Genomic DNA, 23,464 nt, shown 5'->3' on the forward strand with positions numbered 1-23,464 from the left:
CTGCGATTAACGCACTTTTGTGAATAGCATGTTGCCCACTGGACTTATTAATTCTCGTTTAACAAATATTGGGCATCTCTGAGCAAGTAGCTAGCGGCTTGGCTTGCAATGTGTTTTCCGCTTTGTGCTTTCACAAAATTCACTAAGTCAGCCAAATTATTCTCAGCCAATTTGCTTTGCAGGCTATTTGCGATCCCTGCGTTATCGATCCATCCCATACTCGTAAAGCGTGTGACTAAATCTTGCATAGATTGGATGCTAGACGTTGTCTGGAACAGGACGGTTTGGGTGCTCGTATTCCCCGCCAAGTCACTTGCCGTGACAATAAAGGTATGTGAACCAAGCGGCAGCGTATATAACGAAACGGTAGCTCCTTGCTGCATGGGTTGTTGAACGCCATACGTACTTAAGGTGACCGTCGTTTTGCTGTTGTCCACGCCGGACAAGTTATCACTAAGCGTAAGGATCGGAGTAATATTCATGGAATCAAGGAGCGTTCCATACGTCACACCGGATATAGTAATCGTCGGTGCAGTCAAATCCAAATTGAAGTTGATCGTTTTCACCGCTTCCGCATTGCCGGCGTTGTCCATCGAACGATAACTCATCGTATACTTGCCATCTTGGTTAACTGTGACCGGATTCGTGTAGCTTTGCCATGTGCTCCCGCCGTCCAGACTGTACTCCGTCTTGGCAACACCCGAGAGGTTGTCGTATGTGCTTAAGGTGACTGTCACCGGAAGTACGCTCCAGCCGTTGCTGCCGTTTTGCGCTCCGGGATTTACAGTCGCGTCTGTTACAGGCGCCGTTTTATCTACCTTAAATGTGATGGTTTGGGTTTGCCCGACATTGTCCGCCTGACCCGTGCTGCGATAACCGACCGTATAAACCCCTTCTCCGAAGGCTGGAATCAAGCCCGTGTAAGGGATCCAATCCCCGCCGTTCACATTATATTCTGCGCTGCCATAGGTCGTTATCGTTACGGTAACCGGAACCGTATACCAACTGTCAAGCCCGTCTGTCGCTGCGGGATTCAAGGATGCCGAGATTGGAGATATTGCGGATACGACCATTTCGTCGAACGCAACCTCCGTACGATTAGTCATTAAGCCGGCCGTTCCTTCCGGCAGGCTCGAATTAATTGCCTCCACCATAAAATTGCCGTTCACGTAGAGCCGGATCCGAGTACCTGTGAATTCAGCGCGCAAAAGTATCTCATCACCAGTCTTAATGACTCCCGCAGGGACGGATGCCAACTTGGTGAGTGTTCCACCTACCTTGGAATATATCACGTACTCGCCTGTGTAATAACCGGCGTAATAATAATTATTAATATCGGTAACCCTGCCCGTGACAAATATTTGCTCCAGCGAGGTACCCGTGTATTTGGCCTTTGCCGAAACGGAGTAATCTCGCCAATGGAATCCTGCGGCCAGGTATGTTCGGCTGAGTCCAGAGTTAATGGACCGGATTTGCCCCGTATTCAACCAGCTGAATCCTGTCTTGACAGCCCAATTCCCTCCATACCCTGCGTCGAAGTTATCCATGTATAATGAAGCGGCACTCGCTTGACCACTTGCTTCGTTGGATGGCTGGCTTTTGCCCGTCTCATTCACCGCCGTTACCGTGAAGTAATAAGGCTCCTCTGAAAAAGTAATAGGCACCTCGTAGCCAGAGGACGTCACTCCCTCTATCTTGGAAGTATATACCCCTGAGGACAGTCCATATTGAATGATGTAGCTTGTATTAACTGGAGCCGTGGTGAAATTTACAACCAGGCGATTACCTGACGGTGTAATTCCTAGCACTGTAGGCTGCACCGTTGTATTTTTCAAAGGCGTTAACGACATCTCATTGGATAGTCCACTCTCTCCGTCCGGGGTGACAGAAGAGACTGCAAAATAGTACTTCGTACCGTTGACGAGATCCGGAACAGTCGTAGTTAGAGGGCGTCTGGTGTTCAAGACCTGTGTATAGTGTCCGGGTTCGGATCCGTAATGAATGTTGTAGCTTACAGCATCCTGGATTTTGGAGTAGTTCAGCGTGAGTTCACCATCTCCTATGACAATGGACTGAAGCTCCGGCGGCGTAGGCGCCAGATTCTTCACCACCACTGCGTCGAAGTACGCGTCGCTTTGCCGTCCCATGAATCCGATTCCGCCCTGCGCATACTCGGTATCGGTTGCAGTAAGCAGGAGATTGCCGTTGATGGACAGCTTCAGATTTCCTCCGCTCATATCAACCTCGAAGCGGTAAGAACGATTGGCATCCAGGGCATACGTCGCTTCCGCAAGTGTCGTCACGGTATCGCCGTTGCGCTTCTTGATGGCGATCTTCTTCCTTGTATTGTCGTAGGCCATCGAATAGTAGTGAGTGTCATCCACAACCCTTCCGAGCAAGCCCACTTCGTTGGCAGCGTTGAACTGGAGCCATGCCATATAGCTGATATCCTTGAAGCTCATCTTCGAATAGACCACCGAGTTATCGGTCATACCGGATAGCTTCAGCACTCTCTCCGACGGGTCGGTCAGGCCGGTCGGTTGTTTGGTATTTGCGCTTTTCTTGATATTGTAAGGCACAATGGTCTTATATTGCGGAGCCCAGCTGCCTCCCCGCACATTCCACTTACTCTCCAGACTGAGCGCCGGATCTGTGGCGGCAAGATCATAATTGAAGGTATCATTCCACGCGGGAAGGTCAACCAATCCGTGTGCAACCGTAAAGTCAGTCATCAAATCATTGTCCGCGTAATACATTTTCGCGCTGGTGGAAGATACCGTGAAGAAGCCGTTGACCATTTTAGTATAATAATCGTCCAATCCTATCTGTTGCCGTTGTTCAATAAGTTCTTTGGCCTCCGGATAAGAGGTGTTATCCAAATACCCATAGTATTCGAATAAGCTCCGATTTAACAAAGCAGGATCGATTCCGAGCCTGGAATAGACCGAGCTCTCACGGTTACCGCCGGAATCGCTGGAGTGGAATTCCTTGGACATTCCCAACTGTCCCATATAATAGCCCTCTTCGGCAGGATGCACGAAGTTGAACTGCTCCATCACCGAGAAGACCTGTATCGGATCCTCCAGAAGCTGTTTCATCGTAACGGTTTTGCCATCAGAATTCGTATAATACCAAGACGCATTACGGACCACAAGATTGATGTCGGTAGCCGCCGTTTTGACAAAGGCGTCATGAATACGTGTTAACCCCTTGGCATCAAGTTCGGAAATAAAATTCGTGTGATTGTAAGTCCTGAGCCAATCATCAGACTGGGCAAGCCCCAGGATCATCTGAGCAGAAAACATCACTCCGAAGAGAGGCTCCATATAGTTCGGAGCAGTATGGGGCCAGCTGTTCGTCCCGCCATCCATCTCCGGGCGGCTTGCGCCGCTTGATCTTGGCTTGTAGGGACCTTTGCTGCTAAGTACATAAGCGCTGGAAACCAGCTCCGCCTTCAAGAAGGTAACCAGCTTGCTCTTCTCCGACTCTGTGAACAGATTCATAATATCCTGGTGCGTCCATACCAGCGCCAGCCCATAGGTCAAGTAGATGTTGCTCCTTGCATCCAGTCCTCCGAATACATCCGGCACATAGTCATATTCCGTGACCATCTTCCGGACAGCGCCGGTGAATGCCTGAACGATATCCGGACTCCGGTCTCCACGGGCAAGCTCCGTTGCAAGCACCGTGAATTTCCTGTATTCCGCGTTGAGCACTCCCCGATCAGCAAGCGTTTTCATATTCAGTGTCAATGCTTTCTCAACCACGTCCGTATGAAACCCTGGATAATTGTAAGCAGGCAGACTGGATTTCAATAACTCCGTCTCCGATACGCCAGTCCGCACATTGTTGAATTCATCCTTCAAAGCACCTGCAGCGACCTTGACCCGTACTTGGTCGGTAACTTCCTGTTGCAGATCCAGGATCAGGGAGTTGTTGCTCAACTGCGCTCTGTCACTGGTACCGAGAGGAACGTAGCCGTTACCGTCCCGGTCTATGGTTACCGCAGCTTTCAAGTTCGTCGTCGCAGCTACAAGGGATTCGTTAAACCGAAGACTCACTCTTTTATTCACGGCATACAAGCTGGCTCCTTGAAAGACAGGCGGCTCAAAATCAAGATGAATAATTGCGTTCACAAGCTCTGACCAGTTACCTGCCGCATCCTTTAGAGCGCCTGCTGCAATACGGATGTTCGTCCCATCCGGGATCGCCTGCCCGAAGGCCAGGACAAGCTGACGGGCGCTCAACGTTACGGTATCTCCTGCTGCAAGGGGCACATAGGAACCATCCGCTTTGGATATGGTAACAGCTGCCTTAAGCGCAGCGGCATCAGCCAGACTGTTTATCACGTCTTCATCGAATTCCAGAGTGACTAGCTTGTTCAAATTTCCAATCTCCGAACGGCTTAATACCGGTGCAGCCGCATCGTACTGAAGCGCAATTGTAGTCTCGGCTGTGGCATTTCCCATAGCATCCTTCAGCGCTCCCGCAGCCACCCGGATTTTGGCGCCTGGAACGGCTAACCGGCTCCCCAGTGCGACGGTTACGTCGCTGCCGCTTATCGTCACGGAGTCATTCGTCGCCAAGGGCTGGAATCCCGTTCCGTATACATCCATGGTAACCGCGGCTTTCAACGCAGATGCATTCGCCAGATTGTTGACTACCGGCTCGTCGTATTGCAGACCGATGACAGTATTTTCACCACTGACCTTAGCTCCGGTTGATACAGGAGCGTTCCGATCGGTAGTGATAAAGAGGTATGGACGGTTTGCCACGGTTGTAGTGTTGCTGCTTGTGAAGTAAACCTTCTGATTCTGTGACCGAAGAGCGATGGAAGCAATCCCATCTGTCTGTTGCTGGGACTTGATGTAATCAGTTAGATCCCACTCGTACCAGCCGGCACCGTTGCCTACCCATGTTTTGGTAAGCAAAATGGAGTTCAAGTATGCAGTTGTAGTCCCCAGGGGAAACTCTATCCGGTTGTCCCAATTTAGTGTATTTTCATTCCATGCATCATCCGATATTTTGTACGCGCTTACAAAACGATCCGAAGTTGTTGTGCAATTTGTTGTACAATACATACGAAGAACCGCTTTGTCATAGTCGCCCAATTGTCTCAGATCAAACTTCATGAATCCGATCCGATGATTTAGTTCATTCGTTGCGGTAAAAGTGTCATTGTATCCATAGAGTCCAATGACGGAGCTTCCGCCAAAAGATTTGGCTTGCATGCTATCTTGCGTCTCGCCTGCCGGCAAAGTTGGAACACCGCCATCAATGTAGGTGTCCTCCGTAGGATACAGTGTTCGATTGACTTCAAGCGGTACGGCAGCAGAAGCTTTTAATGGATCCAGGAACCCCAGCGGAGCAAGTCCTAACATCATTGCAGCGACCAGGAATACACTGATAATCCGTTTCAAATTTTGATGCATGTTCGATCATCCCCTTATCTTTAAGACAATGTTGGTATTACGATTCGGAAGAAGGACTTAACAACGTTGTGTTCGTATTCAAAAATAAACAACCATCCCCTCCATTGTTAATTGTGATTTGAAGTTCGATCTCAACTGTTTACAACCATGTCGCCCCGAATGTTACCCCTGAGCGCCATGGTGTATCAGTATAATTCTAATCGCTTTGCTGCTATTTCTTGTTTGCCGCCGCTTGCATAATGGCGACAATTTGCTCTGCCCCCAGTTCCTTCAGCTTGGCAACAAACTTGTCGTAGTTGGGCTCAATCGGCTCTGCTCCCAGCACCCATTTTTGCAGAGTTTCCTCGACATAAGTCGCCAGAGGCCCCGACAGTTTACTGTTGGTCTGTCTGTCTTGCTCACTCAAGGTTGTTACAGGAGGTGCAGGGGGAACAATATAGTTTTTGCTGATATATTCATCAATGCCCTTAAGCGCAATCTCGTTAGTCCATTGTCTTTCGTTTTCATAGTCCTGCGCGAAGCCGATCTGCTGCTGAGCCCCGATCTTGTTTAGCTCATCCGCCACGCTGGGCTTCGTCAGAATATCGGCATTCAATTGTGGCTTGCCGTTTACCATCGTATACGTCTGGCCTTCCACGCCGAAGTTCATCAGCCTGCTTCCTTCCTCGGTGAACCAGAAGTCGAAATATTTGATCAGTTCCACTGAGTATTTCGTATGGGAGGAAATTCCCCAGCTTATGGTGGCTCCATTAGGATAAGGGCTCCGGACCGTATATTCCTTTATGACGCCTGTGGGACTTGCGGGAGGCGCAATAGGCACAAAATTGAGGCCCGGCACATTGCTCTTCAGACTGGTATTATAATTGGCCGTGCTGGCGAAGAAGTCGTGGGTCAGACCGCCTTTATTGTCGCCTAGCAGAATCTCCCGCGCTTTGCCGCCACGTGTGAAGATTTCCTTGTCAATCAGGCCTTCTTTATACCATTTGGCAAGGGTGGTTACGGCTGTTTTGAATTGTGGCTCCAGAGGGCCGTATACTCTCTTGCCGTCCTTGCTGTATAGCCCCATTTGCGTATCCCACAGCGACAGCAAATCATAGATGCCGTACCGGTTGTCCCGGTTGAAATATGGAACCTCATCCGCAGCGCCGTTTCCGTTAGGATCCTTTTCTTTAAACGCCTTCAGCACCGTATACAGCTCATCAACAGTTTTCGGTTGCTGCAGCCCAAGCTTATCCAGCCAATCCTTGCGGACAAACCAGCCCTTCTGCACCAGTCCACCTTGAACATATGGAATGATATACAACTTCCCGTCCGTATTCAAAGCTGCCTGCTTGATTAACGGGTTGTCCGTAAAATACTTCTTAATGTGTGGAGCATACTTCTCAATAAGCTCATCGAGCGGCTGCAAGCCTCCATCCTCGGCCAGTTTCTTCAGCTTGCCATCATAGAATTGGATAATATCCGGCAAATTGCCTCCCGCCACCATCAGATTGTACACTTCATCGCTGTTCGTGGAGGCTTTGGACGCGGTTCCCTTCAACTTTACATTCGTCAGCTCAGCCGCCTTTTTGAAAACCGGCCAATTGTCGTCGAATACCCGGTTACCGAAATAATGCATATGGATTGTAGCCTCAATGGGGGTATTGCTAGCCTTAGCAAGTGCCTCCGGGGCAGCAGATTGGCTCGCCACAGGGCTTGCCGAAGCGCTGCTCTTGGGCTGGTCGGAGGAACAACCTGTCGAAAATGCTGCCAGCAAGGCAGCTGCTGTTACTCCGAAAACAATTTTTTTTGTTGTAACCATGTCTTTTATCCTCCCTTTTATTATCTTTCCTGATACCAACGGCATGACCCATCACGCATTTACTTATCCTTTGACTGAGCCGATCATCACCCCCTTCACAAAATATTTTTGAATAAAGGGGTAAATCACGATGATCGGCAGTACCGCCACAATGATGGTAGCATAGATCACCGTTTCCGGAGTCATGCTGGACCCTACATCCTGTATGCCCAGCATCTGGTCGCTTGCCTTCATCTGGACAACCAGCTTGTTCAACAACACCTGCAAGGGAATCTTATCCTCGTCTCGCAGCAGCACCATGGCCCAGAAGTAGCCATTCCACTTCCCCACTGCATAGAATAATCCCAGCGCTGCATAGGCCGGCTTAGCCAGAGGCAAATAGATCCGCAGGAGGATTTGGGCACCGCCCGCTCCGTCGATTCTGGCTGCCTCTTCCATTTCTTCTGGAATCGAACTGAAGAAGGAGCGCAGAATGAACACATAGAAGGTACTCACGGCAAATCCGACAATCAACGACAGTCGGGTGTCGATAAGACCCAGATTGCGAAAGTTCAGATAAACCGGAATCAGTCCGGCTCCAAACAGCATGGCAAAGGTGATGAAGATATTGATGGGCTTCCGGCCTAAAAGCCGTTTTTTCGAAAGCGGATACGCTCCCATTGTTGTAAAAACAAGATCCACCGCCGTGCCAACCACTGTGTAAAACAGCGTATTGGCATAGGCGACCCATATTCCATCGTAATGGATGACTTTTTTATAAGATTCCAGGTTCGGCCCTGAGGGCCATAACCACACCTTGCCATGCGAAACTGCCTCACCTGCGCTCAAGGAAGATACTAATACATACCAGAAAGGATACAGGGTGACGAAAGCAAGCAGCGATAAAAACAAATAGTTGAATACGTTAAATGTCTTTTCCCCGTTGGATAATTTATTCATATGCTTCACCTACCATAACGAAGTTTCCGAAATCCGCTTTGATACCTTGTTCGCCAGAAAAACAAGCGTCAGCGATACCACAGAGTTAAATAATCCGACGGCTGTGGCAAAGTCATAATGCCCCTCCTGCAAGCCAGTCCGATATACATATGTGCTGATGACATCGGCTGTGGCATACGTGGAAGGCTGATACAATAGGATGATGTATTCATAGCCGACACTGAGCAGACTGCCGATTTTAAGGATCAGCATGATAGTAATGGTTGGCGCGATACCGGGCAGAGTGACATGAAGTACCCGCTTCCATTTGTTGGCCCCGTCAATCTCCGCCGCCTCATACAGCTCTGGATTAATGCCGGACAAAGCGGCAATGTACAGGATGGAACCAAAACCAACTTCCTTCCAAATATTTGAGGAAATGAAGATTGTTCGGAAGTATTCCGCTCTGGTCAAAAAGTAGATTTTGTCAAAACCCAGCTGATCGAGGATCAGGTTGAACAGCCCGTTGGTAGGGGCAAGAAAGTTAGTGACCAACCCCGCGATAATTACAGTAGATACGAAGTGGGGCAGATAAGTAAGGGTTTGTACAATCCGCTTAAACAGGCCCAGCCTCACCTCATTAAGCAGCAGTGCCAACACGATAGGCGCCGGAAACGAAAAAAGCAGTCCATAAAAGCTGATGATGAAAGTATTTTTCAAAAGCCTCCAAAAATACGGGTTTGTAAATAATTCCTGAAAATGCTTAAAACCGACCCACTCGCTGCCCGAAATTCCTTTAAATAGCTTGTAATCCTTAAAGGCAACCTGCATTCCGTACATGGGCATGTATTCAAAAAGCACGTACCATGCAAGGAATGGAATGAGCAGCATATATAGGAAGCGGTCCTGGATCAACGCCTTCATGAGGACCGCTGCCGGACTCTTCCTTCGGACAGTGTAACGGGTGGACAATTTCTGGTTGATTTGTTCCATCTCTTTCTCCTTCTCCTCCTCTATGTTTGCAAACGCTTGCTTGCCTTGCAATAAAACTCTAACACCCTGTAAAGCGGAACGTAAATGTCCAGAATCCAAGGTTTCATGTACAATACCTGTGATCTCTCGTGTACTTCATACCCCGGAGTGCGGTTTTCCCGTACTGTTCTAATAGCGGCTCTTCACTATAAAAGAAAGGAAAACACCTATTAGATGTCTTCCTCCCGAAATTTAACGAGCCGTTACGTTCCGACGTATCGGTGAAACCATTGTAACGTGAAATATATTGTCGACGGTGACTGGTTTTTATCGGACATACACAAACCGGACTGCATCGGCGATGGTCGTCAAATTCACCTGATTAGCCAGCTTCACATAGCCGGATTGGCCCACAGCAAACGGATGGACACCAAGCAGGATCCATTTGCCTCCTGGTACAACCGTCTGGTCGACAGCATAGGTTTGGGAGCCGCCGTCGAAATATACCGTATACGGTGCAGACGTGTTCCTATTGGATGCCCCATCTGGTAACCATACATAGACCTCATAGTTCCCGGAACGCCAAATATCCGGTCTCCACACCGCGGTTTCTGTTCCGGAACCGTTTCGAACATAGCTGTAATCGGATCCGTAATAATTGGCGTTATAGGTAGAGGGCGTCCAGACGCCCTGCAAACTCGCCTCCTTGTTGTCTATCACGATGTCCGGTACAAGCACAAACCGGACAGCATCGGCGATAGTCAGACTCGTCTTATTAGCCACTTGTACATAGCCGGATTGGCCCGCAGCAAAGGGATGGACACCAAGCAGGATCCATTTGCCTCCCGGCACAACCGTCTGGTCAACGGCATAAGTTTGGGAGCCTCCATAGTAATATACCGAATACGGAACAGACGTGCTCCGGTTGGATGCCCCATCGGGAAGCCAGACATATACCTCATAATTTCCGGCCTGCCCAATATTCGGTCTCCATATTGCCGTCTCCGTTCCGGTACCGTTTCGTACAAACACATAGTCGTTTCCGTAATAATTGGCATTGTAAGAGGATGACGTCCAGATTCCCGTCAGATCTGCATTTCCGTTGTCCATGATGATGTCACGTTGGATCTCTGCTGGAGGCTCAGAGGCAGCGGATATTACTCTCAGATTATCATAAAGGGCCAGAGTATTATTGGTCAGAAAACCCGCCGTTCCACTGACCAGGCTGGAGTCTGTCGTTTCCGTTGCCAGCTGCCCGTTGACATATAAGCTGATCCGGTTGGCCTTGAATTCCGCCCTCAATGCCAATTGGTCCCCCGTCTGCAAGGAGGGAGCGGCCATAGCGGCAATCTTGGTCACCGCTCCGCCGTCGACCTTCTTCAGGATAGCGTACTCCCCGAAATAATAGCCCAGTAAATAGTAATTGTTCACGTTGGTTGCCCGTCCCAGAAGGAGGAGCTGCTGCGCTTGAGTGCCGGTATAGGTAATATCAGCGGAAACCGAATAGTCCTGCCATTCATAGCCGGCCGCCAGCCAGGCCCGGCTAAGCCCCGTGGAGGCAGACTTGAGCTGTCCATCGCCTGTCAGGGAGAAGCCCTGCTTTCCCGTCCAATAGGCCCCGTAAGCTCCCTGACCGAAATCGTCAATGTACATCGTTTCGCTATTCGATTGCCCAGTCAATTCGTTGGAATTGGGACTGCTGCCTGTGGCGTTGGCAGCAGAAACCGCAAAGTAATATGGCACCCGGGCAAATGAGAGCGGCACCTCATAGTTGGAATACGTTACTCCCGTGATGGTGTTGGAATATACGCCGGGGCTGTATCCGTAGTGAATGGTATATTCCGTATTCAGCGGGTCCGTGCTGAAGCTGAGTAGCACTCTGGAACCTGCGGGCACCACCGATTGCAGGACAGGCTGAACCGCTGTGTTGACGGCAGGGGCCCGGGCCATTTCATTGGACAGCGCGCTTTCGCCGTCATTTGTTACGGAGGAAACGGCAAAATAGTACACCGTGCCGTTGGTAAGACCCGGAACCGTTTCCGTTCCATCTCTTCTGGTATCTAGCACTTGGGTATACACACCCGGTGCTGTCCCGTACCGGATTTTGTAACCGATGGCATCGGGAATTTTGCTGTAGTTGAGGGTTAGCTGGTTTTCCCCGATATCGATGGTAATAAGCTCCGGAGCTGTAGGCACGGGATACTGAACCACAACTGCGTCGAAATTGGCTGCGCTCCGTTGCCCGATGAACCCCACGCCGCCCCTTGTCTGGGAAGCGGAGGAATCCGTTGCCGATAGCAGCAGCTTGCCGTCAATATAAAACTTGATGGACTGGCCGATGAAATCAGCTTGGAAACGATAGGCTTTCCCGACGTTTAAAGCATACGAAGCTTCCGCCAAAGTGGTCACGGTTGCACCCGCTTTTTTCTGGATGGCTACCTTCTTGCGGAGATGATCATATACAAGGGCATAATAATGTACCTCATCCACCACTTTTCCTACCAGCCCGATTTGATCGGCCGCGTCGAACTGAACCCACGTGATATAGCGGATATCCCCGAAGCTGCGCTTGGAGTACGCAACCGCCTGGCCGTCGCCCCCGGAAAGCCTCAGCGACCGTTCCTGCGGGTCCTGAGTGCCTGCGGCGGGAAATTTGGAATTGGCGGCCTTCTTGATATTGTATGGCACGATAACCTTAAACTCCGGGGTCCAGCTTCCTCCGCTGAAGTTCCAATTGGCAGCGGCGGTCAACTCTGGATCTGTAGCTAACGGGTCGTAATTAAAGGTGTCATTCCAAGCGGCAGGCTGGTACAGCCCACGTGCGGCGGCGAATTCCGACATCACATCGTTGCTGTAATAATAGGTCTGCGCGCTGGTGGAAGATACTGTATAAAAGCCGTTGACCACCTTCGTGTAATAGTCGTCTAACCCCACCTTCTGCAGGTCCTCAATTCGATTCCGCGCCTCCGGATAGGCGGTCTGGGACATAAATCCGTAATATTCCAGCAGGGTACGGTTCATGAGCGCCGGGTCCACTCCATGTTTGGCATACACTGAGCTTTCCCGGTTTCCTCCGGAGTCCGAGGAATGAAATTCCTTCAGCATGCCCAGCTGCCCCATATAATGCCCTTCCTCCGCAGGATGCTCGAAGGTGAACTGCTCCATGGCGTCAAACGCCTTAACCGGGTCCTCCAGCAGTTGTTTCATGGTAACGATTTGCCCGCTTGACGTTTTATAACTCCAGCTTTGGAATCGAACCACTGGCTGGATTTCCGAGACTGTTGTTTTGGCGAAAGAGGCTTTGATCCGACTTAAGCCCTGGGCCTCCAGCTCGGCAATAAACGCATTGTGGTCGTAGGTCTTCAAAAAGCGATCCGACTGCGGCAGGCCAAGTACCATCTGTGCCGCAAACATCACGCCGAATATGGGCTCCATATAGTTCGGGCCTGTATGGGGCCAACTATTTGTGCCGCCGTCCAATTCTCTGCGGCTTTTACTGTTGGACCGGGCGCTGCCATCGGCGTTCTTGTCGCTGAGTACATAGGCGCTCGACACCAGCTCCGCCTTAAGAAACGTGATCAACTTGCTCTTCTCCGCTTCCGTAAATTGGCTCATAATATCTGACTGTTGCCAAACCAGCGCCAATCCGTATGTCAGACTGACGTTGTTCCGAGCCTCCAACCCGCCAAACACATCAGGCATGTAGTCATACTCCGTGATCATCTTTCGGACAGCGTTCGTAAATGCCAGCACCACAGCCGAGCTGCGCTCTCCCCGAGCCAGCTCCGTAGACAGCACCACAAATTTTCTGTATTCCTCCGTCACCACTCCACGATCAGCGGGAGTTTTCATATCAAGGGCAATAGCTTTTTCCACTCGCCCCGTGAGAAAACCGGGATATGGATAATTGGCGAAGTAAGCGTTGATGGGGTTAGATGGCACCTCCGACGCAAGAATGTTGCCGGAATCATCCTTCAGGGAATTGGCGGCGACCTTGATTCTCGTCTGCCCGGAAATGGCTTCATCCAAATCCAGTACCAAGCTGCTTCGGCTAATCTGAACCGTATCTAACGGACTGAGCACCGCAAAACCCGTGCCATTCCTCTCTATGGTAACCACTGACTTCAAGTCAGTGACGGCGGCGGTTAGAGGCTCGTTAAACTTGAGGACAATCCGCTTGTTGAAGGAAAGAATATCCCCACCCTGGTAAATCGGCGGCACGAAATCGAGCTGCGCCAAGGCAGTCAGAACGCTCGCCGCATTGCCTGCCGAATCTCTCAGTACACCGCTGTCAATGCGAATTTGAGCATTGTTAGACAAGGCCGATTGAAAGGTAATTACTAGCTGATTACCGTTCAGCGTAACCGTATCACCGGTGGCAAGAGGAACAAATCCGCCGCTATTCCGGTCTACCGACACAGCCGCCTTCAGCGCCACCACATCTGCAGCCGTACTGATGATACTTTCGTTGAAATTCAGAGTTACCAGCTTGTTCATTCCGCTGACGGCTGTTGAGGTTATCGCAGGAGACTCGGCATCGTACTCCAGCGGAATGTCTAATTGAGGTACCTTGTTCCCAATACTATCCTTTAGCGAATCAGCTGACAGTCGGATACGGGCACCCGGGACAGCCAGCCTGTTCATCATGGTGACAGTCAAATTATTGCCATTGATGACAACTGTATCTCCCGCCCCCAAAGGACTGAAGCCTGTTCCTCCGACATTAAGCGCTAGCGCCACTTTCAAGGCCGAACCGTCTGCAAGATTATTCAGAATGGGCTCGTCAAATTGCAGATCGATCACGGTGTTCCCGCCACTTACCGGAGCTCTAGACAAAGCCGGCGGTGTTCTATCGGTGCTCAGCAGAAGATACGGCCTTTGGGCCGCATTGCCGCTGTTACTGGCGGCAAAGTAGACCTTCTGATTCTGCGAGCGCAAGGCGATCGAGGCAATCCCGTCTTCTGCCTTCTGCTGCAGCATGTAATCCGTCAAATCCCATTCGTACCAGCCAGCCCCCCCTCCAACGGTAGTTTTGTTCAGGAAAATGCCGTTTAGTTGGGCTGCCGTCATTCCGGCAGGAAAATCCGTACGGTTGAGCCAGGTAAGCGTTTGTTCGTCCCATTGGTCACCAGAGATCTTGTACGCGCTTACATATTTGTCCGGTGCAGTATAAGTGCAATTGGAGACGCAGTACATACGCAGCTTGGCACTGTTAAAACTGCCCAAATTGTTCAAATCAAACTTCATAAGGCCGATCCTGTGGCTCTGGGGGCTGCTAAAGTCATCGTTATATCCGTATAAGGCCATGACACTTGATGTACCGAAGGATTTCGACTGCTCTTCGTCTGTACCCGGGGAAACCCCCCCATCCATATACGTATCCATAACTGGATTTAGTATCCTGTTTATCTCTTCCTGCAATTCTGCTTTAGCCGGAGCCGCCCCCCAACCGCCGGAAAGCCCGGCAGGCAGAAGTCCCGGCAGCAGCAATAGACACAACAGCATGCTTATAAGCTTCTTCCATTTCTCAATCATGAATAACCAACTCCCTTACAGTTAAATATGTGACGGAATTCGGTAATCAGCGGTCAGCAAGGTCCACCCAGATTCATGCTGGCAAAGCGAACGCGCCGGATAAGGTCTACAACCAGGCGATAAGACTAAGTGGCCGTTTACTCTCTTGCCGTTTTTCCTCGTTCAGTATAACTTTCTGAATTCCAGGCCAGTTTGTTCCACAATGTGATGTTGATCAAGCCTGTTTTCAAGATGGGGGTAAGCGATAGTTTTAGCACCTCCTTTTCATCTTTTTGTAAACCTTTTCATGTAAGCGCATTCTTGTCTGCGACCAAACTGTAACATCCAGCATAGAGGAACGTACATGTTCAGAATCCAAGTTTTCATGTGCAATATCCTAGATCACCCGCATAATAATTCATTTATTCCTGAAATGTGCCCGAATGAAAAGGCATACCTATTCGGCATGCCCATCACGATCCTTCAGATATTGGCCTGGAGACACTCCTTCGTACTTTTTGAACATACGGATAAAAGTGTGGGAATTGGTGCAGCCGACGCGCAGCGCCAAATCGTTAATTTTCACATCCTCTTGACTCAGTATCTCCTTGGCCTTCGTAACGCGGCAGATATTCAGATAATCCCTGAAGTTCTCTCCCGTATGACTCTTGAACAAGGTGCCGATGTAACCTGCGGACAAGCCAAAATGCTCCGCCAAATACTGTAGGGACAAATCCGCCGCGTAGTTTTCGGCAATGAATTCAATGATCCGGCTCACTTGGGCATTGTCCATACGGTCATCTTTGCCTTTGATCCTTCCAAGCATCCAAAAGAACAGCTTACGGATTCGATCGGGCATTTCCGTTCTTACCGGAACCATCTTGAACTCTGCGTATAGGCTGATCTCATCCCCAAAGAATTCTACGGGCATCTGGCCAAGTTGGTGCACAACCCGGTTAACAGTGGTAATTATGGCATAATGGAATTGTGACAGCACCTCGTCGCTAAGCTTCCGTTTAACAAAGTTTTCCTCTAGCACCCGGTTCAACAGATTCTCCGCTTCTTTTTCCTTGCCACGCAGCAGGTAATGAATGAAGCTAGACTCCAGATCCAGTGGATAAAAGAAGCTTTCCTGAATGGTATCCTCCAGATCTGTCCAGGTCAAGATGGTCTGGTTATGAATGGAATACCAATAGTCCATAATTTGCAGTGCGCTCTGGTATGATTTTTCAATTTCAGGAAGGTTTTCCGACGGAGAACCGATGGCTGCCACCATAGGAAACTCCATGCTCGCTTCTATGGTCTTCAGGGCGCCATCCAACATTTTTTTGAGCACAGACGGATCTGTCTCTCGTAGAAGCAGTACAAACCCCTTGTATGTTATCTCTACCACCTCTGTTTCCGTCTGTTGACGAAGTTGCTCCTCCAAAATAATCGCTATTTGAGGCTTGAGTTTTAAAATCAGTTCCTTGGAATATTCCTCTTCCAACTCCTTGTAATTGGCAAACTCGACAATGACCACTGTCAGATGGCCGTTGAATGCCTCCAACCCGTGTTTCTCCAGCTCCTCCTGAAGCCTGTGGTCGGGAACCATGCCCCATAACAAATCTCGGATAAAGTTGATCTTCAATGGAGCTCGATGGGCGGACATCATCTCCCTGAGATTGGCATTGGCAGTATGAATCCGAGAAGCTGCCTCCTGCACGAAGGCAAATTCATCCCGAGCTTCACTGTCGATATCGATTCCCTTAAAGGAACGGACTAGATTGCGGACAGGTCGATACATGCGCCTGGAAAACATGTAAGCCAAGCCCGCCCCCCAAATTCCCAAAGCCATGTAGACCAAAAGGGACTCCATGAGCAGGTTGCGGGTGCTCTTGTCCATTTTATTTTTTGGCACCAGATACACATAGCGCCAATCCCGCATAACCTTGGACGGAACGGCATGAATGAAGTAACGGCCGCTTTCGGTCCGGAAATATTCATGGTTCTCCATCCCCCCTTCCCGGATAAAAGGCACCATAAGTCCTTCCAACTTAGCTCGGTCAAGATCGGATTGCATAGAAACCAAGCCGTTGCCGTTAACAATTCCGAAGGCTTCCGTTTCTGACGAACTCAACTGCAAAGAGAATTGCTTCTCAGGGAAGTTTACAAAAACAATGAACTCCCCATTCTCCCCGATTTTTTCCTTACGCACCAGAGTCAACGCAGTGTTTCGACGTTCCACCTCCGCCCCAGGGTGCTTCGGAACCGTAAGGAAAGCACCGGTTCGGCTGCTTTCCAGATGGTTTTTCACTATCAAGATCTCATCGTGAGTCAGGCCGATCTCCTGGTAATAGCGCTCTTTGTCAATAGTATGCTCCGGGGTGATCACAACAGAGCCATCCTTGTTGGTGATCCCGATCATATAACCAAAATCGGCGAAGGCTCCCACCATATCTATTAGATCCAAATGCAGCTTCGTAACAGCATATGGATCTGCTCCCCCGCTTTTGACATAGTCGTTCATATGGTCATTGGTCCTCAGTTGGTAAATCAAGTTAGTGGCCACCAACAAGTAGGTGTCCAGCTTCTCTTCCGCTTGTTCCACCAGTTGCCTCTGGGCATTGTCCAGATCATGATTAACAAGCTCATTGTTCTTGTAGTAGAAGATCCCCGACGCAATAAAGGTGTAGACCACCACAAAAACCATAATAGCTGCGAACAGCTGAACAAAAAATTTACTTTCTCTCATGCCGCAGGCCCCCGCAATGTAAGCGCTCTATTTATAGACATAGCATTACTCAACGAATTTTATCATTAGTTTCCTCCCCGTGTAAATGAACATTAGCCCAGATCCGATGTACTAAATCCACTTTCAACCGGTAAAAAATAAGCTACAAATGCCATGTTGTGTTTCAACTCAATTGACCTTAATTCACGCGTTCCAGCCACGAACTAACAGCCAACTTACCGTACTGTGCATCCAAAGTTTCCGGATGTACTTCAAAAGGTCGCTTCTTTATAATGCTTAAGAGGCGACCTTTTTGAAATTTAACAATACTTATTTGGGATAATTAAGAGTCTCGCTTCAGGAAAACTGGAAGGCTCGCCCTTTCAGACATTAGCCTTAAAAACATTTCCTTCCCTAATGAACACACGATATCCGTAAGCTGGAAGACACAATTTTTGTTCTACTGGGATTCCGTCCAGATCGGTGACAATCTCCCTCAATAGGATGCTCTGCTCTTTATTAGTGAAATTATGAAGGAAGATGTAGTCCCGGTCGCCATCCGTACGGACCTGCGCATTGACGCCCTCCGCCCAATCTGCCTGAAGCGCACGGCCCAACCTGCAACGACCTGCCAGCGCGGGATAAAAATCTTCCAGAAACGATGGCTCGGTTCGAGCCGCCATATAGTAAACTTCCCCATCTATAAATCGGTTTACGGTCAAGGCAGGATACCCTTGATAGAAATCCTCCTGGTATTCTGCAAGAACTTTCGCCGTCTCGACATGAATCAGATCACACATCAAAGATACCGAATATGTTCCCGATAAGCCTTCCAATGCGTTCTCCTTCATAACGAGTGAATTGTGATCTTCTAGATAAAGAGCATCAAGTTCTTCTGACCATACCCCAGCTAGCTTACGAAGCGGTCCCGGGAAGCCGCCCAGGAAACAGAGATCATTCTCGTCGACAATTCCACTCCAGTACGTTAGGACAAGCGTACCCCCTGATCGGACAAATGCCTCAAATCGTTCTGCCGTCCCCTGCTTCAACATGTATAGCATCGGAGCAATCACGAGCTTGTAGCCCTCTAGTGAACGATCCATGGATATAATGTCTATAGGAATACCTTGCTTCCAAAATGGCTCATAGTGGCGGAACACTTCCTGATCGTAGCTAAGATTCGGTTTTCTCGGCCCTGCTGCTCCTTCCACCGCCCATTTATTTTCAGTATCGTAAATGAGTGCGGTTTCCGCCCGGATAATCGTACCGTTAACAGGCTGTAGTCGTTCCAAGTAAGCACCTAATTCCGCTACATCGCTAAAAACTCTCGTATACTCGTGTGCGCTATGGTCCACAACAGCACCGTGGAACTTCTCCGAGCTTCCTCTGCTCTTACGCCACTGGAAGTATTGAACGGAATCAGAGCCGTGAGCCACAGCTTGTATGGAGGACAACGCATGCATGCCGGGTCGCTTCAGCTTGGCAACCTCCTGCCAGTTTGCCAAGCTCGGTGTGCATTCCATCAGCAGAAAAGGTTTATCGGGCTTGAACGAACGGTACCGGTCGTGGGTGAACGCTGCATGGCAAGCCGTCCGCCAGTCGGGATTCCTGCTGTGCCAATACGGATAGCTGTCCCACGAAACAATATCCACATGCTCGGCCATTCGTTCATAATTGATGTTACACCCGCCCAAGAAATTCGTCGTGACAGGAATATCAGGGGTAAGCCGCTTCAGAGGCGCAATCTCATGAAGCATAAAATCAATGCTCTGATCGGTGACAAACCGTTTCCAATCCAGCTGTAAACCGTGCAACATATGTTCCCCAATAGGGGAAGGCGACTCAATTTCATTCCAATCTGAATAGGTGTGGCTCCAAAAGGTCGTATACCACGCCTGGTTCAAACTGTCTAAATCGTCGTTGTATTTCTTCCTCAACCATTCACGAAATGCTGCCTGGCATAAATCGCAGTGGCACTCCCCGTTGTATTCGTTGGAGATATGCCACAGCAGCAAATCGGGATGTTTGCCGTAACGTTCCGCCATCAATGTATTGATAATCCTGACCTTCTCCCGATATATAGGCGACGTATAACAATGGTTATGCCGGGTTCCATACAAATTACGCACTCGTTCCGGTCTGACCCGAAGCACCTCCGGGTATTTACGGGCCAGCCATGCCGGCCGCGCCCCGCTTGGCGTACCCAGAATGAACGAGATGCCGTTGAGCGTCAGTTTATCAATGATTCCGTCAAGCCATCCGAATTCGAATTGTCCTTCATTCGGCTCCAGACTGGACCAGGAGAACATGCCCATGGTCATGACATTGCACTTGGCTAGATGCATCAGACGCATATCTTCATCCCAGACTTCGGGCATATGGATCCACTGCTCGGGGTTATAATCCGCCCCGTGCAGCATCCGATTCAATTGCGGAAACAGTGGCTTGCGTTGGCTCATTGGCATATCCCTCCTTCAATGACATCGAATTTCAAAAATTCGAGCATGATCCAATCCATTGGTACCCAGGACCTCCAGCTGAAGCTTACGCACCTGCTCCAACTGAACTTGACATGTAACTTGCCGCTGATAGTTATCCTGGACGTGCATCACTTGAATGCCTTCTTCGCACGAACCCTCTAAATAAGCCAGTATCCGAAACTCCTTTAAGGTTTCCGGCTGCGGCCCCCACACGTTCTGTTGGTGCAGGTTGTCATCGTGTGTCAGTGTTAGCCTCCGATGCATGCCCGTATCAAGCACGATGGTGATATCGCGGATAGCTACCGGTTCTTTCCACTCCAGCTCAATCCAAGGCTCCCGGTCTTCCGGCTTTGCCATCCAGCGGTGGGTGCCAGGAACAGATAGATCCGGTCTTACCCCTCTCGATCCATGTATGGAACGGGTATGTCCGTCAATGACATTCGAAGCCAACCCCTCCGACTGCTCAGATGAAGCCCGGACAGTAGCCTGACTCGCCAGATTGGGATCCGCCTGAATGCCAGGCAAATAGGCATCCTGTCTGATCAGCAACTGCTGCGTATTTCGGACCAACTCCGGGTCACGCCATGCTTGATCCAGTGTGATCCCATTACAAATCGCAAGCGCTGCGAACGTTCCTGCCCCCTGTCCCATTACACCGCACGTTGCCATAACACGGGTACTTGAAAAAGCAATATGCGTAGCGGATATGTTCCGTCCTACAAACATCAGATTGTCCACATTGGCGCTAACCAATGCCCTCAACGGGATACCGTATACATAATTGGTAACCGGCTGACTGCAAGGATCCTGATCTTTTGCTTCGATCCCCTGTGGTGGATGCGTATCCATCGGCCACCCGCCATACGCAATCACATCCTCAAAATGGACAGCTTCTTCCAAATCCGATTGCGTGAGGAGATGCTTGCCGATAAATCGGCGAGACTCCCGTTTGCCGGGGACAAAGCCGAACCAATCCAAAGCCCAGTTCTCCGACTCCGGATGGTTGCCGCTGTTCTTGATATGATCCCAGACGCCCATCATAATGGCAAGCAGTTCATCGCGGATCGTTTCGTTATCGGCAATCGTATCCAGCAAACCGCCGAACTCCACCCACCAATATCCATATTCCCATGAGGAGTGGTCGCGGAACTTTAAATCCGCTTCTGTATACTTTTTAGCCCATGCGGGTGGGATATACTTCATCGGTTTGCCCATATTCCGGGTTGTAAACAGCAGCGAAGAACCGAGACGGTACGGATCAGCTTCTTCTCCTGCATGGGACTCACCGTATTGTTTGGAAGATTCCCGGCCTGTCTTGAACAATGCTCCCGCTTCTTTGCCTAGACGCCCATCTCCCGTACAATCCATGAAGATGCTGGCGAAGATTTCAAAATAATGCTCCGTACTTTCCCTGGCAGCCAGTACGGACAGAATTCGGCTGCCCTCCATCCGCACACCAGTGACTACCGTATTGAGCATTAATTTCAGGTTCGGTTCCGCTCTGCACTTTTCATATAAGATGAGATCGAACATCGATGCACTTCGCTGTGGATTGCGGATGGCACATTCAAGCAGAATTTCTTCAAGTATGCCGCCTTCTCTCGCTTCCGTCTCCAAATCCTGCTTCCGCTTGGAATTTGCTGCCCCAACGATATGCATACGAATCTCAGAAGAAGCATTACCACCCAATACAGGCCGATCCTGACATATTATGACCTTCGCACCATTACGAGCAGCTGCCAATGCAGCTACCACGCCAGAAATCCCACCTCCTGCAACTAGTATGTCTGTACGCAATTGCATGTGAACTCCCCCTTTATCAACCTTTGATCGCGCCTAAAAGCATACCCTTGGTAAAATGTTTCTGCAGAAATGGGTACAGGACAATGATTGGCAATGATGCCGTAATCACAGACGCCATCTGCAATGTTTCGGTAGGCATCAAGTTTTCAGCATTCTCCAAAGGTTGCTGCGTCTGAATCAGAATTTCCCTTACTATCACTTGCAATGGGAACCAGTCTCTGTCCGTCATATACATGATGGCTTGAAAAAACTCATTCCAATGACCAACGGTATAAAACAAGCCGATTGTCATTAAGGATGGAACCGACAAAGGTACGACAATCTGCGTCAAGATACGCATCTCCTTGGCTCCATCCATCCGGGCGGATTCGAACAATTCCTCCGGTAAGTTTTCAAAGAAACTTTTCATAATGAGAATATTGAACGTCCATATTGCACTAGGCAATATCATGGACCAGATAGAGTTGAGTAATCCTATATTCTTCACGACAATATAAGTAGGAATCAATCCTCCGTTAAACAACATCGTAAAGACAACCATAAAAAGAAAGAAACTGCGGCCAGGCAACTTCTTCCGGCTAAGCGGATACGCCATGAGAAGCGTCAAAACCAAATTAACTATGGTTCCTATAACGGTCAACAAGGCAGTCACCCACATCGATCGTGGTATTCCTGTTGTCGTAAACAGTTGCTTATAAGCAGTTAGATCAATTTTTCCCGGAATGAGTACGAATCCTCCGTTTTTCAGTACTTCGGAGATTGGGGTAATCGATACTGAAACCACATACATGACCGGAATGATCGCGGCCAAGCCGGCCAAGCCCAATATTACCAGCACAGCTCCGTCAAATAACTTATCATTCCAGTGTTTTACCATATGCTCTCCCCCCAACGCTTTGCAAGCTTGTTAGATAACAGTATTAGTACCAAACCCACAAATGATTTGAGTAAACCGGCAGCAGCAGCCAGACTGAAGTTCAATTTCTGCAGCCCCGTTCGGAAAACCCAAGTGTCCAAAATATCCGCAACCGGGTATACCTGAACATTGTATAGAATGTAAATTTGATCAAATCCCGCATCCAGAATGTGCCCAAGCTTCAGAATCAGGAGCATGACGATAACTGATCGGATCCCGGGCAACGTAATATGCCATATCATTCGAAACCTTCCTGCCCCGTCGACCTTAGCGGCTTCGTAAAGCGTTGGGTCAATGCCGGTCATTGCAGCCAGATAAATGATTGCGCCCCAGCCCAAGTCTTTCCAAATTTCAGAACTAACAAGCACACTCCGAAACATTTCCGTTGAGGTAAGGAAACTGATTGGTGTACCTCCAGAATCTTTAATCCAATGGTTTACCAGACCCGAACTTTCGGACAGAAACGCAAGGAGAATCCCGTAAATAATCACCCAGGAAAAAAAGTGAGGCATATAGGTTAACGTTTGAATGAAAGACTTAAACCAACGGACTCGGCATTCGTTAAGCAGGACCGCAAAAAGGATCGGAGGCACGATGCCGAAAATCATTTTATAGAAACTAATAATAAACGTGTTGGACATGACTTGTATAAAGTAAGGCGATTCATAGAACATTTTGAAATACTTGTACCAAGGGTCTGCCCATCCACTGAACAGGATACCGTCCGAGAAATTAAAATCTTTGAATGCAATAATAATTCCATACATAGGGATATACTTAAAAATAATGTAGTAAATGATTCCCGGCAGCAGCATGAAATAGAGTGCCCGATAGCTCCAAATCGCTTTTCTAAGTCGTTTCATCTGGGCTCTTTGTACCGTTTGCTTTTTACTTACCTGTAAAATTCCTTCATCC

The 23,464-nt window shown here is 49.2% G+C and carries 10 protein-coding genes; all 10 read right to left on the reverse strand.

What is annotated here, in order from left to right:
- Positions 1–47 precede the first annotated feature (47 nt).
- Complete coding sequence (locus ACSQ8O_RS22410) at positions 48–5,432, reverse strand: OmpL47-type beta-barrel domain-containing protein (protein ID WP_436243433.1); 5,385 nt, start codon at positions 5,430–5,432, stop codon at positions 48–50.
- A gap of 211 nt (positions 5,433–5,643) precedes the next feature.
- The gene (locus tag ACSQ8O_RS22415) at positions 5,644–7,233 is read right to left on the reverse strand and encodes an extracellular solute-binding protein (RefSeq protein ID WP_436243434.1); all 1,590 of its coding nucleotides are present in this window, start codon (positions 7,231–7,233) and stop codon (positions 5,644–5,646) included.
- 63 nt (positions 7,234–7,296) lie between these two features.
- Positions 7,297–8,172 (reverse strand): carbohydrate ABC transporter permease, encoded by an 876-nt coding sequence (locus tag ACSQ8O_RS22420; RefSeq protein ID WP_436243435.1) that lies wholly within the window; start codon positions 8,170–8,172, stop codon positions 7,297–7,299.
- Positions 8,173–8,181: 9 nt separating this feature from the next.
- On the reverse strand, positions 8,182–9,144 hold the full coding sequence (locus ACSQ8O_RS22425; RefSeq protein WP_436243436.1) for an ABC transporter permease: 963 nt from the start codon (positions 9,142–9,144) through the stop codon (positions 8,182–8,184).
- Positions 9,145–9,450: 306 nt separating this feature from the next.
- On the reverse strand, positions 9,451–14,658 hold the full coding sequence (locus ACSQ8O_RS22430; protein WP_436243437.1) for a CBM96 family carbohydrate-binding protein: 5,208 nt from the start codon (positions 14,656–14,658) through the stop codon (positions 9,451–9,453).
- Positions 14,659–15,094: 436 nt separating this feature from the next.
- Positions 15,095–17,371 (reverse strand): helix-turn-helix domain-containing protein, encoded by a 2,277-nt coding sequence (locus ACSQ8O_RS22435; protein WP_436243438.1) that lies wholly within the window; start codon positions 17,369–17,371, stop codon positions 15,095–15,097.
- A gap of 362 nt (positions 17,372–17,733) precedes the next feature.
- Positions 17,734–19,809 (reverse strand): beta-galactosidase, encoded by a 2,076-nt coding sequence (locus ACSQ8O_RS22440; protein ID WP_436243439.1) that lies wholly within the window; start codon positions 19,807–19,809, stop codon positions 17,734–17,736.
- 15 nt (positions 19,810–19,824) lie between these two features.
- Positions 19,825–21,633: an FAD-dependent oxidoreductase gene (locus tag ACSQ8O_RS22445; protein ID WP_436243440.1), complete on the reverse strand. Its 1,809-nt coding sequence runs from the start codon at positions 21,631–21,633 to the stop codon at positions 19,825–19,827.
- A 16-nt stretch (positions 21,634–21,649) separates the two neighbouring features.
- Positions 21,650–22,510 (reverse strand): carbohydrate ABC transporter permease, encoded by an 861-nt coding sequence (locus ACSQ8O_RS22450; RefSeq protein ID WP_436243441.1) that lies wholly within the window; start codon positions 22,508–22,510, stop codon positions 21,650–21,652.
- Entirely contained in the window at positions 22,504–23,412 is a 909-nt protein-coding gene (locus ACSQ8O_RS22455) for an ABC transporter permease (protein WP_436243932.1), read from the reverse strand. Before ACSQ8O_RS22455 ends, ACSQ8O_RS22450 begins: the two co-directional genes overlap by 7 nt.
- Between the last annotated feature and the right edge of the window lie 52 nt (positions 23,413–23,464).

Origin of the sequence: Paenibacillus sp. LjRoot56, assembly GCF_964253335.1 — a bacterium.
Taxonomy (GTDB): Bacteria; Bacillota; Bacilli; order Paenibacillales; family NBRC-103111; genus Paenibacillus_E; species Paenibacillus_E allorhizoplanae.

Coding starts and splice junctions, on each gene's coding strand:
- ACSQ8O_RS22450 (WP_436243441.1), bottom strand. CDS start 22,510: ATGGTAAAACACTGGAATGATAAGTTATTTGACGGAGCTGTGCTGGTA.
- ACSQ8O_RS22455 (WP_436243932.1), bottom strand. CDS start 23,412: ATGAAACGACTTAGAAAAGCGATTTGGAGCTATCGGGCACTCTATTTC.
- ACSQ8O_RS22440 (WP_436243439.1), bottom strand. CDS start 19,809: ATGAGCCAACGCAAGCCACTGTTTCCGCAATTGAATCGGATGCTGCAC.
- ACSQ8O_RS22430 (WP_436243437.1), bottom strand. CDS start 14,658: ATGATTGAGAAATGGAAGAAGCTTATAAGCATGCTGTTGTGTCTATTG.
- ACSQ8O_RS22435 (WP_436243438.1), bottom strand. CDS start 17,371: ATGAGAGAAAGTAAATTTTTTGTTCAGCTGTTCGCAGCTATTATGGTT.
- ACSQ8O_RS22415 (WP_436243434.1), bottom strand. CDS start 7,233: ATGGTTACAACAAAAAAAATTGTTTTCGGAGTAACAGCAGCTGCCTTG.
- ACSQ8O_RS22420 (WP_436243435.1), bottom strand. CDS start 8,172: ATGAATAAATTATCCAACGGGGAAAAGACATTTAACGTATTCAACTAT.
- ACSQ8O_RS22410 (WP_436243433.1), bottom strand. CDS start 5,432: ATGCATCAAAATTTGAAACGGATTATCAGTGTATTCCTGGTCGCTGCA.
- ACSQ8O_RS22425 (WP_436243436.1), bottom strand. CDS start 9,144: ATGGAACAAATCAACCAGAAATTGTCCACCCGTTACACTGTCCGAAGG.
- ACSQ8O_RS22445 (WP_436243440.1), bottom strand. CDS start 21,633: ATGCAATTGCGTACAGACATACTAGTTGCAGGAGGTGGGATTTCTGGC.